The organism is Xanthomonas sacchari, assembly GCF_040529065.1.
Classification (GTDB): domain Bacteria; phylum Pseudomonadota; class Gammaproteobacteria; order Xanthomonadales; family Xanthomonadaceae; genus Xanthomonas_A; species Xanthomonas_A sacchari.
This window is the reverse complement of sequence record NZ_CP132343.1, coordinates 3,761,378-3,776,649: the sequence shown is the minus strand read 5'-3', so window position 1 is coordinate 3,776,649 and position 15,272 is coordinate 3,761,378. Positions and strand designations below refer to the sequence as shown.

General features: G+C 69.3%; 13 protein-coding genes. 8 read left to right on the top strand and 5 right to left on the bottom strand.

The window, feature by feature from the left end; all coding sequences use genetic code 11:
• Nucleotides 1-57 precede the first annotated feature (57 nt).
• The gene (locus RAB71_RS15850; RefSeq protein ID WP_104609547.1) at nucleotides 58-891 is read left to right on the top strand and encodes a DUF3014 domain-containing protein; all 834 of its coding nucleotides are present in this window, start codon (nucleotides 58-60) and stop codon (nucleotides 889-891) included.
• A 165-nt stretch (nucleotides 892-1,056) separates the two neighbouring features.
• Here the strand turns inward: RAB71_RS15850 and RAB71_RS15845 are convergent, their stop codons facing one another.
• A complete protein-coding gene (locus tag RAB71_RS15845; protein ID WP_010344362.1) occupies nucleotides 1,057-1,761 on the bottom strand; it encodes a glutathione S-transferase in 705 nt (234 codons plus the stop codon).
• 216 nt (nucleotides 1,762-1,977) lie between these two features.
• Here RAB71_RS15845 and clpB point away from each other — a divergent pair, with 216 nt between their 5' ends.
• From clpB to RAB71_RS15830, 3 genes are all read left to right on the top strand, one after another.
• A complete protein-coding gene (clpB, locus tag RAB71_RS15840; protein ID WP_010344361.1) occupies nucleotides 1,978-4,563 on the top strand; it encodes an ATP-dependent chaperone ClpB in 2,586 nt (861 codons plus the stop codon).
• Nucleotides 4,563-5,222 (top strand): HAD-IA family hydrolase, encoded by a 660-nt coding sequence (locus tag RAB71_RS15835; RefSeq protein ID WP_010344360.1) that lies wholly within the window; start codon nucleotides 4,563-4,565, stop codon nucleotides 5,220-5,222. The genes clpB and RAB71_RS15835 overlap by 1 nt, the downstream gene beginning before the upstream one ends.
• 129 nt (nucleotides 5,223-5,351) lie before the next feature.
• On the top strand, nucleotides 5,352-6,638 hold the full coding sequence (locus tag RAB71_RS15830; protein ID WP_010344359.1) for an O-acetylhomoserine aminocarboxypropyltransferase/cysteine synthase family protein: 1,287 nt from the start codon (nucleotides 5,352-5,354) through the stop codon (nucleotides 6,636-6,638).
• A 172-nt stretch (nucleotides 6,639-6,810) separates the two neighbouring features.
• On the opposite strand, the gene RAB71_RS15825 is transcribed toward RAB71_RS15830, so the two are convergent.
• Nucleotides 6,811-7,749: a LysR family transcriptional regulator gene (locus RAB71_RS15825; protein WP_010344358.1), complete on the bottom strand. Its 939-nt coding sequence runs from the start codon at nucleotides 7,747-7,749 to the stop codon at nucleotides 6,811-6,813.
• A 59-nt stretch (nucleotides 7,750-7,808) separates the two neighbouring features.
• On the opposite strand from RAB71_RS15825, the gene RAB71_RS15820 reads away from it, so the two are divergent.
• Nucleotides 7,809-9,845, top strand: coding sequence for an FUSC family protein (locus RAB71_RS15820; RefSeq protein ID WP_010344357.1), 2,037 nt, complete (start codon nucleotides 7,809-7,811; stop codon nucleotides 9,843-9,845).
• A 68-nt stretch (nucleotides 9,846-9,913) separates the two neighbouring features.
• On the opposite strand, the gene RAB71_RS15815 is transcribed toward RAB71_RS15820, so the two are convergent.
• Entirely contained in the window at nucleotides 9,914-10,663 is a 750-nt protein-coding gene (locus tag RAB71_RS15815) for an SDR family NAD(P)-dependent oxidoreductase (RefSeq protein WP_010344356.1), read from the bottom strand.
• 97 nt (nucleotides 10,664-10,760) lie between these two features.
• Here RAB71_RS15815 and RAB71_RS15810 point away from each other — a divergent pair, with 97 nt between their 5' ends.
• On the top strand, nucleotides 10,761-11,132 hold the full coding sequence (locus RAB71_RS15810) for a helix-turn-helix domain-containing protein (protein WP_010344355.1): 372 nt from the start codon (nucleotides 10,761-10,763) through the stop codon (nucleotides 11,130-11,132).
• 129 nt (nucleotides 11,133-11,261) lie between these two features.
• On the opposite strand, the gene RAB71_RS15805 is transcribed toward RAB71_RS15810, so the two are convergent.
• Nucleotides 11,262-12,092 carry a helix-turn-helix domain-containing protein gene (locus RAB71_RS15805; protein ID WP_234006547.1) on the bottom strand — a complete coding sequence of 277 codons (831 nt, stop codon included), beginning with the start codon at nucleotides 12,090-12,092 and terminating at the stop codon, nucleotides 11,262-11,264.
• 30 nt (nucleotides 12,093-12,122) lie between these two features.
• Between RAB71_RS15805 and RAB71_RS15800 the strand changes: the two genes are divergently transcribed.
• Entirely contained in the window at nucleotides 12,123-13,358 is a 1,236-nt protein-coding gene (locus tag RAB71_RS15800; RefSeq protein WP_010344352.1) for an MFS transporter, read from the top strand.
• Between the two features lie 102 nt (nucleotides 13,359-13,460).
• Complete coding sequence (locus RAB71_RS15795; protein WP_010344351.1) at nucleotides 13,461-14,546, top strand: sterol desaturase family protein; 1,086 nt, start codon at nucleotides 13,461-13,463, stop codon at nucleotides 14,544-14,546.
• A gap of 374 nt (nucleotides 14,547-14,920) precedes the next feature.
• Here RAB71_RS15795 and RAB71_RS15790 read toward each other — a convergent pair whose 3' ends face one another.
• Nucleotides 14,921-15,235, bottom strand: a complete 315-nt coding sequence (locus RAB71_RS15790; protein WP_010344350.1) for a PsiF family protein — start codon at nucleotides 15,233-15,235, stop codon at nucleotides 14,921-14,923.
• Nucleotides 15,236-15,272: the final 37 nt, after the last annotated feature.

The following is a 15,272-nucleotide window of genomic DNA, read 5'->3' as shown; positions in this document are numbered from 1 at the left end:
GAACCGGTGCGCATCGCGACGGTCACACCTCCATTGTCCGATGGAGATGTGCATCCCATGCAGTCGCGTCCTTCGTTCTGGCCGTGGATCCTGGTCGCCGTGCTGGTGGCCGCTGCTGCGGCATGGTTGTTCCGCGACAACATCGCAGCGTTATGGCCGGCCGCCGCACCGGCGCCTGCCGCAGTCGCGCCGGCACCCGTCGCGACCCCGCCCGCAGCGCCCGTTGCGCCGGCCGCGGCGGCAACACCTCCGCCGATCCAGCACCCGATCGATGCCGCGGCCGCTGCCGATGCGGCGATTCCGGCGCTGGCCGCCAGCGACGACGCAGCCTGGTCGGCACTGAGTGCGCTGGCCGGCGGCGACGCACCGCTGGCGCTGCTGCTGCGCGACCACCTGATCCAGCGCTTGGTGACCATGGTCGACAACCTGACCCAGCGCCGCGTCACTGCCCGCTCCCTGGCGCTCAAGCAGGTGCCGGGCGACCTGCAGGTGAGCACCGATGCCGGCGGCGCCAGCGTCATCGCCGACACCAATGCCCAGCGCTATGCGCCCTACGTGGAGGCCTTCACCCGCGCCGATCCGGGCACGGCGGTGGCGGCCTACCGGCGCTTCTATCCGTTGTTCCAACAGGCCTACGTGGAACTGGGCTATCCGCAGGGCTACTTCAACGATCGGCTGGTGCAAGTGATCGACCACCTGCTGCAGACCCCGACACCGACCGCGCCGCTCGCGGTGGAGATGGATCCGGTGCGCGGCAAGTACCGCTTCGTGGATCCGGCGCTGGAATCGCTGTCGATCGGGCAGAAGGCGCTGCTGCGCATGGGCCCGACCCAGGCCGCGGCGGTGAAGGCGCAATTGCGTGCGGTGCGCGTGGAGTTGACGCGGACCTGAGTCGGACGCGGGCTTTTGGTTCTCGTAGGAGCGGCTTCAGCCGCGACGGGCCTTACCGGGAAATGCCCATCGCGGCTGAAGCCACTCCTACAACCGCGATGCCGTCATCTGCCAGCCCGCCGGGTGACAGCGGGCTTCCGGTAAACGACAAGGCCGTCGGCCCGCTCAGCCATCCAGCTCCGGGTAATGCCGGAAGATGCCGTTCTCGTTGAACGGCAGGCGCCGTGGCGAGGCCAGGTAGGCCGCGATGCCCGGGCGCTCGCACACGCGCTGCTGCAGCGCGCGCAGTCGCGGCAGCTTCGGCGACAGTTTCTTCATTGCCTGCGGAAACGCGTAGTCCAGTCCGCTCATCAGCTGGAACAGCGACAGATCCACATAGGAATGCTCGCGCAGCACGTGGCGCCCGCCGCCCTGGTCCAGCACCTGTTCGAAATAGCCCAGGAACTTCGGCAACCGCTGCTTGCGCAGGTCTTCGGCGCGGCGCTGCGCTTCGGCCTTCTGGTCTTCGTAGTACAGCCCACTGGCGATGGGATGGTGGCTGTCGTGGACCTCGGCGACCAGGTCGGCGATGGTCAACTGCAATTGCAGCGCCTGCAGCCGCCGCGAGTCGCTGTCCGGCACCAGGCCCAGCGGCGGGCCGAGGTAGTGCAGGATGTTGGCGACCTGAGCGATCACCAGCCGGCCGGCCTTGAGGAACGGCGGTGCGAACGGCCGCGCGCCGGCATGGGCGCCGTCGAGGAAGGGCTGCATCGCCGCATCGCCCTGTTCGCGGGCCACGTCGCGGTAGCCGGCACCGGCATCCTCCAGCGCCAGCCGCACGAACTCGCCGCGGCCCTGGATGCCGGTCCAGTAGTAGAGCTCGTAGTGCATGACGGGGCCTGCGCGTGGGGACGAAGCGCCGAGGGTAGCGCCCTTGCGGTAGCGGCGTGTGACTGGCAGGTACCAAAGTGCGGCCAACGGCACACCGCGTCGCGGTGCTCCTGCGTAGCGTATACAGACGCCGCCGACGGCCTTGAAACAGAAGCGGACAGCCGCATTTTGCTGGCATGCCGGCATGGCCGGCCCTTTCCTTCAGAGGACTTCCCGATGCGGATGGACAAGCTCACCTCGCGCTTCCAGCAGGCCCTGGCCGACGCGCAGTCGCTGGCCGTGGGCCGCGACCACACCATCATCGAGCCGGTGCACGTGTTCGTGGCGCTGCTCGACCAGGCCGGTGGCAGCACCCGGCCGTTGCTGGCGCAGGCCGGCGTCAACGTGCCGGTGCTGCGCGAACGCCTGGGCGAGGCGCTGGACAAGCTGCCCAAGGTCAGCGGCCAGCCCGGCAACGTGTCGATGGGCAACGACCTCAGCCGCCTGCTCAACCAGACCGACAAGCTGGCGCAGCAGCACAACGACCAGTTCATCGCCAGCGAGTGGTTCGTGCTGGCCGCGGCCGACGACGGCGGCCCGTTGGGCCTGGCGCTGCGCGCGGCCGGCGCCGACAAGAAGAAGCTCGAGTCCGCCATCGACAAGCTGCGCGGCGGCGAGACCGTGCAGTCGGAAAACGCCGAGGAACAGCGCCAGGCGCTGGAGAAGTACACCATCGACCTCACTGCGCGCGCCGAGAGCGGCAAGCTCGATCCGGTGATCGGCCGCGACGAGGAGATCCGCCGCACCGTGCAGGTGCTGCAGCGGCGCACCAAGAACAACCCGGTGCTGATCGGCGAGCCCGGCGTCGGCAAGACCGCCATCGTCGAGGGCCTGGCCCAGCGCATCGTCAATGGCGAAGTGCCGGAAGGTCTGCGCGGCAAGCGCGTGCTGTCGCTGGACATGGGCGCGCTGATCGCCGGTGCCAAGTTCCGCGGCGAGTTCGAAGAGCGGCTCAAGGGCGTGCTCAACGACCTGGCCAAGAACGAAGGCCAGATCATCCTGTTCATCGACGAACTGCACACCATGGTCGGCGCCGGCAAGGCCGATGGCGCCATGGACGCGGGCAACATGCTCAAGCCGGCGCTGGCGCGCGGCGAGCTGCACTGCATCGGCGCCACCACCCTGGACGAGTACCGCAAGTACATCGAGAAGGACGCGGCGCTGGAGCGCCGCTTCCAGAAGGTGTTCGTCGGCGAACCGACGGTGGAGGACACCATCGCCATCCTGCGCGGGCTCAAGGAGCGCTACGCGGTGCACCACGGCGTGGAGATCACCGACCCGGCGATCGTCGCCGCGGCCACGCTGTCCAACCGCTACATCACCGACCGCCAGTTGCCGGACAAGGCCATTGACCTGATGGACGAGGCGGCCAGCCGCATCCGCATGGAGATCGACTCCAAGCCGGAGGAACTGGACCGCCTGGAGCGGCGCCTGATCCAGCTCAAGATCCAGCGCGAGATGCTGAAGAAGGAGAAGGACGAGGCCTCGCGGCAGCGCCTGGCCGACCTGGAGAGCGACATCGCCAAGCTCGAGCGCGAGTTCTCCGACCTGGACGAGGTGTGGAAGTCGGAGAAGGCGGCGCTGCAGGGCGCGACCAAGATCAAGGAGCAGATCGAGCAGGCGCGCGTGGAACTGGAGGCCGCGCAGCGGCGCCAGGACTACGCCAAGATGAGCGAGATCCAGTACGGCCTGCTGCCGAATCTGGAGAAGCAGCTGGCCGCGGCCAACGAGGCCGAACAGCACGACTTCAAGCTGGTGCAGGACCGCGTCACCGCCGAGGAAATCGCCGAGGTGGTGTCGCGCTGGACCGGCATCCCGGTCAACAAGATGCTCGAGGGTGAGCGCGACAAGCTGCTGCGCATGGAGGACGAGCTGCACCAGCGCGTGGTCGGCCAGGAAGAAGCGATCAAGGTGGTGTCCGACGCGGTGCGCCGCTCGCGCGCCGGTCTGTCCGATCCGAACCGGCCCAGCGGCTCGTTCCTGTTCCTGGGCCCCACCGGCGTCGGCAAGACTGAGCTGTGCAAGGCGCTGGCCGAGTTCCTGTTCGACAGCAGCGACGCGATGATCCGCATCGACATGAGCGAGTTCATGGAGAAGCACTCGGTGGCGCGGCTGATCGGCGCGCCTCCGGGTTACGTGGGTTATGAAGAAGGCGGCTACCTCACCGAGGCGGTGCGGCGCCGGCCGTATTCGCTGATCCTGCTCGACGAGGTGGAGAAGGCGCACAGCGATGTGTTCAACATCCTGCTGCAGGTGCTCGACGACGGCCGCCTCACCGACGGCCAGGGCCGCACCGTGGACTTCCGCAACACCGTCATCGTGATGACCTCCAACCTGGGCTCGCACCAGATCCAGGAACTGAGCGGCGACGGCAGCGCCGAGGCCTACACGCAGATGAAGGCGGCGGTGATGGGCGTGGTGCAGGCGCACTTCCGCCCGGAGTTCATCAACCGCCTGGACGACATCGTGGTGTTCCACCCGCTGGACAAGGCGCAGATCAAGTCGATCGCGCGCATCCAGCTGCATGGCCTGGAAAAGCGCCTGGCCGAGCGCGGGCTGAAGATCGAACTGGGCGACCGCGCGCTGGAGCTGCTCGGCAATGTCGGTTTCGACCCTGTGTACGGTGCGCGCCCGCTCAAGCGTGCGATCCAGGCGCAACTGGAGAACCCGCTGGCGCAGCAGATCCTGTCCGGGCAGTTCGTCAGCGGTGACACCATCAAGGTCGAGGCCGAGGGCGGCAAACTGGTGTTCGAGAAGGCGTGATGGGGCACGTCGCGCAGGCACCGCAGGCGCGCACCGCCGCGCCTGCGGCGCGCGCGCTGTTGATCGACATGGACGGCGTGCTGCGGCTGTGGCCCGCCGACGACGCCGAACTCGAGCGCGCACACGGCGTGCCGCAGGGCAGTCTGCGCACGGTGGCGTTCGCGCCGGCGCTGCTGGAGCCAGCGATCCGCGGCGCGACGCGCGATGCGCAATGGCGGGCCGAGGTGGCCGCGCGCCTCGCTACGATGGCGCCGGAGGCCGATGTCGCGGCCTTGGTCGCCGCTTGGTCCGCGCCGACGGCGGCGCGGCTCAACCCGCCTGTGCTGGCGCTGCTGCAGCAGGTGCGCCAGCGCATGCCCGTGGTGTTGCTGAGCAACGCCACCTCGCGCCTGTCGCACGATCTGCAGGCGCTCGGCATCGCCGATGCGTTCGACGCGGTGGTGAATTCGAGCGAGGTCGGCGCGATCAAGCCGGAGCCGGCGATCTTCCTGCATGCGCTGGCGCAATTGGGAATGGCCGCGGACGAGGTGCTGTTCGTCGATGACACGGCGGTCCATGTCGAGGCCGCACGTGCCCTGGGCCTGCGCGCCGAGCGTTATGTGGACGCAGAAACCTTGCGTGCCTGGCTGCTCGTCCAGGGCGCGCTCGGCGACGACTGAGCCTGGCAGGTCGCCACGCTGCCGGCCGCAACGCTGACAACCCAGCGGCATGGCCTCATAACCGCAGGTTTGCATCTGCCGTCGCGCGCGGCGCTATCGTCTGCGCTCCCTCGTTGCCGAGACGCGCGCATGTCCGACCCGAACTGGAAGCTGGAAACCATCGCCGTGCACGGCGGCTATCGTCCCGATCCGACCACCCGCGCGGTGGCGGTGCCGATCTACCAGACCGTGGCCTACGCCTTCGACGACACCCAGCACGGCGCCGACCTGTTCGACCTGAAGGTGCAGGGCAACATCTACAGCCGCATCATGAACCCCACCACCGACGTGCTGGAGCAGCGCATCGCCGCGCTGGAAGGCGGCATCGGCGCGCTGGCGGTGGCCTCCGGGCAGGCGGCGGTGACCTACGCCATCCAGACCATCGCCGAGGCCGGCGACAACATCGTCTCCTCCAGCGCGCTGTACGGCGGCACCTACAACCTGTTCGCGCATACGCTGCCGCTGTCCGGCATCCAGACCCGCTTCGCCGACTACCGCGATCCGGGCGCCTTCGCCGGGCTGATCGACGAGCGCACCAAGGCCATCTTCGTCGAGTCGATCGGCAATCCGCGCGGCAACGTCACCGACCTGGAAGCGGTGGCCGCCATCGCCCACGCCCATGGCGTGCCGCTGATCGTCGACAACACCGTGCCCACGCCGTACCTGCTGCGGCCGTTCGAGTTCGGCGCCGACATCGTGGTGCATTCGCTGACCAAGTACCTGGGCGGCCATGGCACCAGCCTGGGCGGGGCGATCGTCGATTCCGGGCGCTTCCCGTGGGCGGCGCACGCGCAGCGCTTCCGCCGCCTCAACGAGCCGGACGTGAGCTACCACGGCGTGGTCTACACCGAGGCGCTGGGCGAGGCCGCCTACATCGGCCGTGCGCGGGTGGTGCCGCTGCGCAACACCGGCGCGGCGCTGTCGCCGTTCAATGCGTTCCAGATCCTGCAGGGTATCGAGACGCTGCCGCTGCGCATGGACCGGATCAACCAGAACGCGCTGGCGCTGGCGCGGCACCTGCAGGGCGAGGCCAAGGTGGAGTGGGTCAATTACGCCGGCCTGCCGGACCATCCCGAGCACGCGCTGGCGCAGAAGTACCTGCGTGGGCATGGCTCCGGCGTGCTGACCTTCGGCCTGCGCGGCGGTCGTGCCGCCGGCGCGCGCTTCCTCGACGCGCTGCAACTGTTCACCCGGCTGGTCAACATCGGCGACGCCAAGTCGCTGGCCACGCATCCGGCATCCACCACGCATCGCCAGCTCTCGCCCGAGGAGTTGCAGCGCAGCGGCGTCAGCGAGGACACGGTGCGGCTTTCGGTGGGCATCGAACATATCGACGATCTGCTCGCCGATCTGCAGCAGGCGCTGGGGCAGGCCTGAGCGCGCGGCAGCATCGCCGCGATGGAGGCTTTTGGGACTTCAGGGCTGTCCTGTAGGAGCGGCTTCAGCCGCGACCGGGGCGTTCCCGGTAGCCCATCGCGGCTGAAGCCGCTCCTACCGGGCAACTAGACTCCGGCTTGCTGGGCCGGAGGCAGCTGACGAGAGGTGCCTTTCAATCGCACACGCGCCAATCGGCGAAGATCTCCAGCAGGAAGTCGACGAACGCGCGCACCTTGCGTTCCTGGGTGGCGCGACGCGGATACAGCGCGGTGATCTCCAGATCCGGCCAGCGTTGCCAGTCTGGCAGCACGCGCACCAGTTGGCCCTGGTCGAGCCGCGATTGGACCAACGGCTGGGAGAGCAGGGCGATGCCGGCCCCTTGCGCCACCTGGCGGATCACCGTGGTCGATTCGTTCGAAATCAGCAGCGGCCGCAGGGTCAGCTCGATCGATTCGCCGGTGCCGTGCCGCAACGCCCAGACCACGAGCGGGGCATCCGCGCCGACCGCGAGCACCGCGTGGCCGAGCAGGTCCTTGGGATGTGCAGGCGTACCGGCACGGGCCAGATAATCGGGACTGCTCACCAGGATGGCGCGCGAGGCGCCCAACGGCCGCGCAACGTAGCTGGAGTGGGGCGGTGGCCCGACGTGGACGGCAACGTCCAGGCCATGGCTGAGCAGGTCCAGCGGCTGATCGTCGTAGGTCAGCGCCAGTTGCACGCCTGGGTGGCGCTGGCGGAGTCGCGCCAGCTGCGGCTCCAGCACCAGCAGGCCCAGTGCATAGGGAGCCAGCACACGCAGGGTGCCGCGCGCCTGCGCGCGCAGGTCGCGCGCGTCCTGCACGGCATCCTGCAGGGTCTGCTCGGCCTCCACGCAACGGGCATAGAAGGCGCGCCCGGCCTCGGACACCGCCAGCCGACGGGTGCTGCGATGGAGCAGTTGCACGCCCAATGCCTGTTCCAGTGCCTTGATGCGACGGCTGACGCTGGTCAGCGGCACGCGCGCCTGGCGCGCGGCGGCGGTGAGGCTGCCCTGTTCGACCACGCGCAGGAACAGCCGCACGTTGTCGAAGTCCACGCGGGCGGCGCGCGCGCTTTCTTCCGTTTCTGGCAAGGGTCTATCCATCTTTGGCTGCATTATGCTGAAAATCGTCTGGCCCTACGATGAGGGCCATGCGCCTGCCCAGCTTCGACGCGGTGTCGATGGTCCGTCTCCGTCCTTCTCCCGATGTGTGGTTTGCGCTGCGGACCACGGCCGCCGCGCTGCTGGCGCTGGCCATCGCGCTGCTCTGTTCGATGGAGGATCCCAAGTGGGCGGCGATGACGGTCTTCATCGTGGCCCAGGCCGACCGCGGCATGAGCGTGGTCAAGGCGCGCAACCGCATCGTGGGCACGCTGGTGGGGGCGAGCATGGCCGTGGTGTTGATGGGCCTGTTCGGCCAGGCGCCGCCGTTGTTCATGATCGCGCTGGCGCTGTGGCTGGGTGCCTGCACCGGCATGGCCAGCGTGGTCTCGGCCTTCCGCAGCTATGGCGTGGTGCTGGCCGGCTACACGGCGGTGATCGTGGGCATGTCTTCCACTGCCCATCCGCAGCAGGTGTTCGACATCGCCGTGGCGCGCGCGACCGAGATCCTGCTCGGCATTGCGGTCGAAGGCGTGATGGCGTCGATCTTCTCGCCGGCGTCGCCGCGCCTGGCACTGGAGCGACGGCTGGAGGCCTATCTGCGCCAGGGCAGTGCGCTGGCCGCGCGGCTGCTGCGCGGCGAGGCGACCGGCACGCAGATCCACGGCTTCTTCGCCAGCGCCTTGGCGCTCAACGACGCGGTCGACTATGCCGCCGCACGTTCGCGCGAGATCGCGCGGCTGGGCGGCCGCCTGCGTCACATCAGTTACCTGATGCTGGCGCAACTGTTGGCGGCGCAATCGTGCCGGGTCGGCCTGGATGGATGCGCGCCTTCGCGTGCGCTGCGCGGCGTGCACGACCTGTTGGTCCAGCGTGCCGAGGGCCGCTCGCCCGGCGAGGACGCATTGGCCACCACGCTGGGGCGGCTCGATCGGCACCATCGCCGCCTGCGCCGGCTGTGCATGCAGCGGCGCGACGCCTTCGACCGTGCCTTCGCGCTCGAACACGCGCGCACCATCGTGCACGACTTGCAGGCCAGCCAGCAGGAACAGGCGGCGTTCGAACAGGGCCAGCCGTCGCGTCGCCGCTTCGCCACGCGCCGCCATCGGGACCGGTACGAAGCGGCGTACAACGGAGTGCGTGCCTTCCTGGCGATGGGGGCGGCGTCGCTGTTCTGGGTCTACAGCGGCTGGAGCGCCGGTGCGGGCATGGTGACCATCGTCGGCGTGGTGTGCGCGCTGTATGCGACCCGGCCCGATCCGGTGTCCGGGAGCATCGGCTTCCTCAAGGGCGCCGGGTTGGCGGCGCTGGCCGCCTTCGTGTGCATCGTCTGGCTGCTGCCGTGGGTGGAGGATTTCGCCGGACTGGCGGCGGTGCTGGCGCCGTTCCTGATCCTGGCCGGCCTGGCGATGCGACGGCCTTCGACGGCCGCGCTGGGCGCCAGCGGCTCGATCTTCTTCATCGATCTGGTGGGGCCGCTCAACGGCACCAATACCGGCGTGGTGCAGCTGTTCAATGGCACGCTGACGCTCCTGCTGGGCATCGGCATCGGCGTGCTGATGTTCACCGTGCTGCTGCCCAGTGGCGCCGAGCGCTACCTGCGCCGGCTGCGGCGTTCGGTCGATGCCGATCTCGCGGCGATCGCGCTGCATCCGCGGCGCATGCAACGGCGCGCATGGTTCGGTCTGATGGCCGATCGCATGCGCGCGCGCCTGGGCCTGGCCGCCGCGCTGCCGGAGGCGACGCTGCAGCGCGACCTGGCCGCCTTGCTCGGCGCGCTGGGCATGGGCAGCGACGCGCTCGATCTGGCGCGGACCGATGGCATGCCGGGGCTCCGGGTGCGTGCGGTGCTGCGCCGGCTCGCGCGCGGCGACCTGCCCGGCGTGGCCGAGCAGGCCATGCGCGCGGCGCGCCACCATGCCGGCCTGGCCGGCGATCGCCAGGACGCGCAGGCCCAGGCGCACTGGCGCACGGCGATGGTGCTGTGGGACATGGCGCTTTGCGCGCGCGAGTATCTGCAGGCCGGCGCTGAGGACAGCGTGCAAGCGCAGGTGCCGCTGACGCCGTCGGTGACGCTGCAGTCCTGAGATAGACCACGATGCGACAGGCCTGTCGGGCTGTGCCGAGCAGGTCGGCTGCCGCGGCGTCGCGTCGTTCAGACCTGCGCGAACCCGCCGTCCACGAACACCTCGCTGCCGGTCATGAAGCTGCTCTCGTCCGAGGCCAGGAACAGCGCCGTCGCCGCGACTTCGTCCGCGTGCCCGATGCGGCCCAGCGGCACCTGCGCGGTCATGCCCGCGACGATCGCCTCCTGCTGGCCGGTGCCGGACAGCACCAGGTCCAACCCGGGCGTGGCGATCGGCCCGGGCGAGAGCACGTTGACGCGGATGCTCGTGCCTTTCAGGTCCAGCGCCCAACTGCGCGCGAAGTTGCGCAGGGCGGCCTTGGTGGCGCTGTAGACGCTGAACGCCGCCGTGCCCATGCTGCCGGTGGTGGAGCCGGTGAGGATCACCGAGCCGCCGGCGCGCATCAGCGGCAGCGCCTTTTGCACGGTGAACAGCGTGCCTTTGACGTTGACGCCGAAGGTGCGATCGAAGGACTCCTCGGTGATCGAGCCCAGCGGCTGGAAATCGCCCAGTCCCGCATTGGCGAACAGCACATCGATGCGGCCCTTTTCGGCCTGGACCTGGGCGAAGACGCGGTCCAGATCGTCCAGCCTGGAAATGTCGCCCTGGAGGGCGATGGCGTCGGCGCCGATCAGGCGCAGCGCCTTGTCCAGTTCCTCCTGCCGACGCCCGACGATGACGACCTGCGCACCTTCGGCGGCGAAGCGGATCGCGCTCGCCAGGCCAATGCCGCTGTTGCCGCCGGTCACCACTGCAATCTTGCCGTTGAGCCTGCTCATGCTGCGCTCCAGAGAATGGGGAGGCGGCACTGTAGAACCGGGCTATTCTTTTGAATAGTATGCACCATTTGGTAAGTACCTTCGGAACGGACGGGCCATGGCGAACCCCACTTTCAGTTGCGGTCTCGAGGCCGCGCTGTCCGTGCTTGGCGGCAAGTGGAAGCCGCTGATCCTCTACAACCTGGCCAAGCGCGTGCACCGCTACGGCGAGCTGCGGCGTGCCATCGGCGGGGTGACCGACAAGGTGCTAATCCAGCAGCTCAAGGAACTGGAGCGCGATCAGGTCGTGGCGCGCATCGACTTCCAGGAGATCCCGCCCAGGGTCGAGTACGCGCTGACGCCGTTCGGGCAGTCCCTGGCGGCGGCGCTGGCAGGGCTGTGCGAGTGGGGCACACAGCACATGCAGACGGTCGAGCGCATCAGCGCGCGTCGCGCGTCCGCCGCGGCCACGTCCAAGTCCCGCGCCTGATCGCAGGTGCCGTGAGCGGTCGCGCGCTGCAGGTCTGGACTCGCGCGCCTGGCCGCGCGGACATCGCGCGCGTGGGCGGTGGTGGCGTGGCTGCGCCGTCGATGCGCCGCCGCCGCGTCGCGGATGCCGCTAGCGGAAGAACTGGCTCGGCGGCTGCCCGAACTGGCGCTTGAACATGGCGGTGAACGCGCTGGGGCTGTCGTAGCCCAGTTCCACCGCCACGTCGATGATGCGGTCGCCGGCGGCCAGCCGTTCCAGCCCGCGCAGCAGGCGCAGTTGCTGGCGCCACTGACCGAAGCGCATCCGCAGCTCGCGCTGGCACAGGCGCTGGATGGTCTTGACGTCCACGCCCAGCGCCGCAGCCCAGGCGTGCAGGGTGGTGGGGTCGGCCGGGTCGGCGTCGAGCGCGGCGCCGATGCGCAGCAGGCGCGGATCGCGCGGCTGCGGCAGGTACAGCGGCAGCGCCGGCAGCGCGTGCAGTTCGTCCAGGATCAGCCGCATCAGCCGTCCGTCGCGCGAGTCGGCGGCGTGGTCCCAGGGGATCTCCGCGGCGCTGCGGATCAGCGCTTCCAGCAGCGGCTCCACCGCCATCACTGCCGGCGTGTCGGGCATGCCAGCGATCGCGGCGGGGCGGATGTACAGGCTGCGCATGTGCAGGCTGCCGATCCAACGCACGCTGTGCTCGGTGCCGGCGGGAATCCACAGCGCGCGCGTGCTCGGCACCACCCAGTGGCCCTGGCCCGAACGCACCACCATCAGGCCGGAGACCGCGTAGATCAACTGATGACGCGCATGCCAGTGCGGGGCGATGGCGCTGTCGGGCGGGTAGTCGACGGCCTTGCACACCACGTCGGCGGGCGCGTCGTCCGCGTTGCGCGTGGAGCGCGGCACCAATACGCCCTTTTTGCGATGGTTGCTGGGCATGTCGCGCAAGAAGGTCGGGGCAGGGAAGCCTACCATGCACGCGTTCCCGGCAATGCCTGTCCCGCCATGTCCACGCTGCGTCTTGCCGCCCCCGTCGTTTCCTCGTCTGCCGCCGCCGCCCCGCGCAAGGTCGCCTCCGGTGTGCTCGCGGCGATCACCTCCTCGCACCTGATCAACGACATGATGCAGTCGCTGATCCTGGCGCTGTACCCGGTGCTCAAGGGCCAGTTCCAGCTCAGCTTCGCCCAGGTCGGCCTGATCACTCTCACGTACCAGATCACCGCCTCGCTGTTCCAGCCGCTGATCGGGCTGCGCACCGACCGCCGGCCGGCGCCGTACTCGCTGCCGCTGGGCATGAGTTCCACGCTGTGCGGCCTGCTGCTGCTGGCCTATGCGCCCAGCTTCGGCATGGTGCTGCTGGCCGCGGCCCTGGTCGGGATCGGCTCGGCGATCTTCCATCCCGAATCCTCGCGCATTGCGCGGCTGGCTTCGGGCGGCCGCCATGGTCTTGCGCAATCGGTGTTCCAGGTCGGCGGCAATACCGGCACTGCGCTTGGGCCGCTGATCGCCGCGGCGGTGATCGTGCCCAACGGCCGCCACAGCGTGGCCTGGTTCGGCGGCGCGGCGCTGCTCGGCATCGCCCTGCTGTCCTACGTCGGGCGCTGGTACGCGCTGCACCTGCAGGCCGCGCGCGCGGCGCCGCGGCCGGTCGCCGCGGTGCCGGCACTGCCGCGGGCCATGGTGGTGCGCATCGTCGGCATCCTGCTGCTGCTGATCTTCTCCAAGTATTTCTACATCGCCGGGCTGAGCAGCTACTACACGTTCTACCTGATCCAGCGCTTCGGCATCTCGGTGCAGAGCGCGCAGCTGCACCTGTTCGCGTTCCTGCTGGCCTCGGCGCTGGGCACGCTGATCGGCGGCCCGGTCGGCGACCGCATCGGCCGCAAGCCGGTGATCTGGGTGTCGATCCTGGGCGTGGCGCCGTTCGCGCTGGCGCTGCCGCACGTGGGCCTGCATGCGGCCACCGCGTTGACCGTGCTGATCGGCTTCGTGCTGTCCTCGGCGTTCTCGGCGATCCTGGTGTACGCGCAGGAGATGATGCCCGGGCGCATCGGCACCATCTCCGGGCTGTTCTTCGGTTTCGCCTTCGGCATGGGCGGGCTGGGCGCGGCGGTGCTGGGCCTGCTTGCCGACCACCGCGGCATCGTCTTCGTGTACCAGGTGATGTCGTTCCTGCCGCTGCTGGGCATCGTCGCGGCGTTGCTGCCGAGCCGGCGGGCCGACGCCGTCGCGGCGCACTAGCGCCACCGCGCGCGGCCGGCATCGGCCGGCGCGGACAGCTTGGCGAAAGCCAGCGGCCGCATGCTGTCGCGCCGGCCGTCGCGCCCCCATCGCCGTCTTCGCATGCCTGTCATCGCCCTGGTCTCGTCCGTTGCCCACGCCTGGTCCACGCTGGTCGACCTGGTCGCCAGCCACGCGGTGGCGCCGCTGCTGGCGGCGCTGCACCTGACCGGGCTCAGCGACGATCCGCACGACATCGCCGCCTCGCTGCTGGTGGCCGCGCTGCAACTGTCCATCATCGGCGTGCTGTTCCGGCCGCTGGAGAGCCTGTGGCCGGCCGAGCGCTGGGAACATCGGCGGCTGGCGCGGATCGACTTCCACTACACCTGGTTGATGCTGATCGGGGTGTTCCCGCTGTTCTCGTTCCTGATTCTCACTCCGGTGGTGAATGCGCTGGGCGGCGCCGACCCCAACGCCGCGGCGGCGCCGGAGACCGGCCTGCGCCATCTGTGGCCGTGGCTGGACCAGCATCCGCTGGTGCTGTTCGCGCTGTACTACCTGGCCTACGACTTCACCTATTACTGGATGCACCGGGTGCAGCACTGGATGCCGTGGTGGTGGGCGATGCACAGCATGCACCACAGCCAGCGCCAGCTTAGCTGTTGGGCCAATGACCGCAGCAACTACCTGGACGGCATGCTGCAATCGTTCGTGCTGGCCGCGGTGGGCATCGCCTTCGGCATCGAGGCCGACGAGTTCGCCTGGCTGATGCTGCTCGGCGAGCTGGTGCAGAACCTGTCGCACGCCAACACCCGTTTCGGCTTCGGCCCGGTGCTCGACAAGATCCTGGTCGATCCGCCGTTCCACCGCCTGCACCACATGCGCGTGGACCCGGAGCGGCCGGGGCTGCACAACTGCAACTTCGGCCAGGTGTTCGCGTTCTGGGACGTGCTGTTCGGCACCGCGCTGTACGGCGAGCCGGTGCGGCCGACCGGCGTGGGCGATCCGATGGTGGACCGCGACAACGAGCTAGGCCTGGTGGCGCTGCAGGTGGAAGGGCTCAAGCGCTTCTGGGGCGCGGTGCGACGCCGCTCAGGATGGACGCCGGGCGAGGTGGCGTTCGGCGAGGACTATGCGCCGATCGCGGTGGATCATGCGGGGATGCCGTTGAACGGCGGGGATTCGGGAGTGGGGAGTCGGGATTCGTAGGAGCGGTGGCGGTTGGCACTGCGGTTGTTGCCGGTCTCGCTGGCTGTCGTACCCTCACCCCAACCCCTCTCCCGAGGGGAGAGGGGCTTAGCTTTTCCTTCTCCCCTCGGGAGAAGGTGCCCCGAAGGGGCGGATGAGGGTAGGGCGCAGCCTCGTGCATTCAACCATCGCGAGACGCTACGCGCCGTACCCTCACCCCAACCCCTCTCCCGAGGGGAGAGGGGCTTAGCTTTTTTCCTTCTCCCTCCGGGAGAAGGTGCCCCGCAGGGGCGGATGAGGGTACGGGCGCAGCCTCGTGCGCCCAAACACCGCGAGACGCTACGCGACGTACCCTCACCCCAACCCCTCTCCCGGTGGGAAAGGGGCTAGTCGGCTCACTGCTTCTTCAGACAACCGCTCATGAAGGTCTTGCGGGCGTCGCCCTGCAGCTTCTGCGTCGCGGCTTGCGCGTTGCAGTCCTTCATGCGTTGCTGGGAGGCGTTGCCGGCCGCCGGGGCGGCGCCGCCGCTGAGGCAGGCCTTCTGCGCGCTCTTGTACTCGTCGCCTTTCTTGCCCTTGTTCTGGGCCGAACACTTGGCCATCAGGGTCTGTTGTGCGGTCGGTGGCTTGGGCGCGGCGGTGGCCAGCAGCGGGGCGGCGGTGAAGCTCAGCAGCAAACAGGTGGCGGCGAAGCGAGCGGAACGGGTCATGGCGGCAGCTCCGGAGGGTGTGCAGGCAGGATGTGCC

What these genes read in the sequence shown, in the direction of transcription:
- RAB71_RS15850 (WP_104609547.1), top strand. Translation starts at nt 58, where the DNA reads ATGCAGTCGCGTCCTTCGTTCTGGCCGTGGATCCTGGTCGCCGTGCTG.
- RAB71_RS15845 (WP_010344362.1), bottom strand. Translation starts at nt 1,761, where the DNA reads ATGCACTACGAGCTCTACTACTGGACCGGCATCCAGGGCCGCGGCGAG.
- clpB (WP_010344361.1), top strand. Translation starts at nt 1,978, where the DNA reads ATGCGGATGGACAAGCTCACCTCGCGCTTCCAGCAGGCCCTGGCCGAC.
- RAB71_RS15835 (WP_010344360.1), top strand. Translation starts at nt 4,563, where the DNA reads ATGGGGCACGTCGCGCAGGCACCGCAGGCGCGCACCGCCGCGCCTGCG.
- RAB71_RS15830 (WP_010344359.1), top strand. Translation starts at nt 5,352, where the DNA reads ATGTCCGACCCGAACTGGAAGCTGGAAACCATCGCCGTGCACGGCGGC.
- RAB71_RS15820 (WP_010344357.1), top strand. Translation starts at nt 7,809, where the DNA reads ATGCGCCTGCCCAGCTTCGACGCGGTGTCGATGGTCCGTCTCCGTCCT.
- RAB71_RS15815 (WP_010344356.1), bottom strand. Translation starts at nt 10,663, where the DNA reads ATGAGCAGGCTCAACGGCAAGATTGCAGTGGTGACCGGCGGCAACAGC.
- RAB71_RS15810 (WP_010344355.1), top strand. Translation starts at nt 10,761, where the DNA reads ATGGCGAACCCCACTTTCAGTTGCGGTCTCGAGGCCGCGCTGTCCGTG.
- RAB71_RS15805 (WP_234006547.1), bottom strand. Translation starts at nt 12,092, where the DNA reads ATGGTAGGCTTCCCTGCCCCGACCTTCTTGCGCGACATGCCCAGCAAC.
- RAB71_RS15800 (WP_010344352.1), top strand. Translation starts at nt 12,123, where the DNA reads ATGTCCACGCTGCGTCTTGCCGCCCCCGTCGTTTCCTCGTCTGCCGCC.
- RAB71_RS15795 (WP_010344351.1), top strand. Translation starts at nt 13,461, where the DNA reads ATGCCTGTCATCGCCCTGGTCTCGTCCGTTGCCCACGCCTGGTCCACG.
- RAB71_RS15790 (WP_010344350.1), bottom strand. Translation starts at nt 15,235, where the DNA reads ATGACCCGTTCCGCTCGCTTCGCCGCCACCTGTTTGCTGCTGAGCTTC.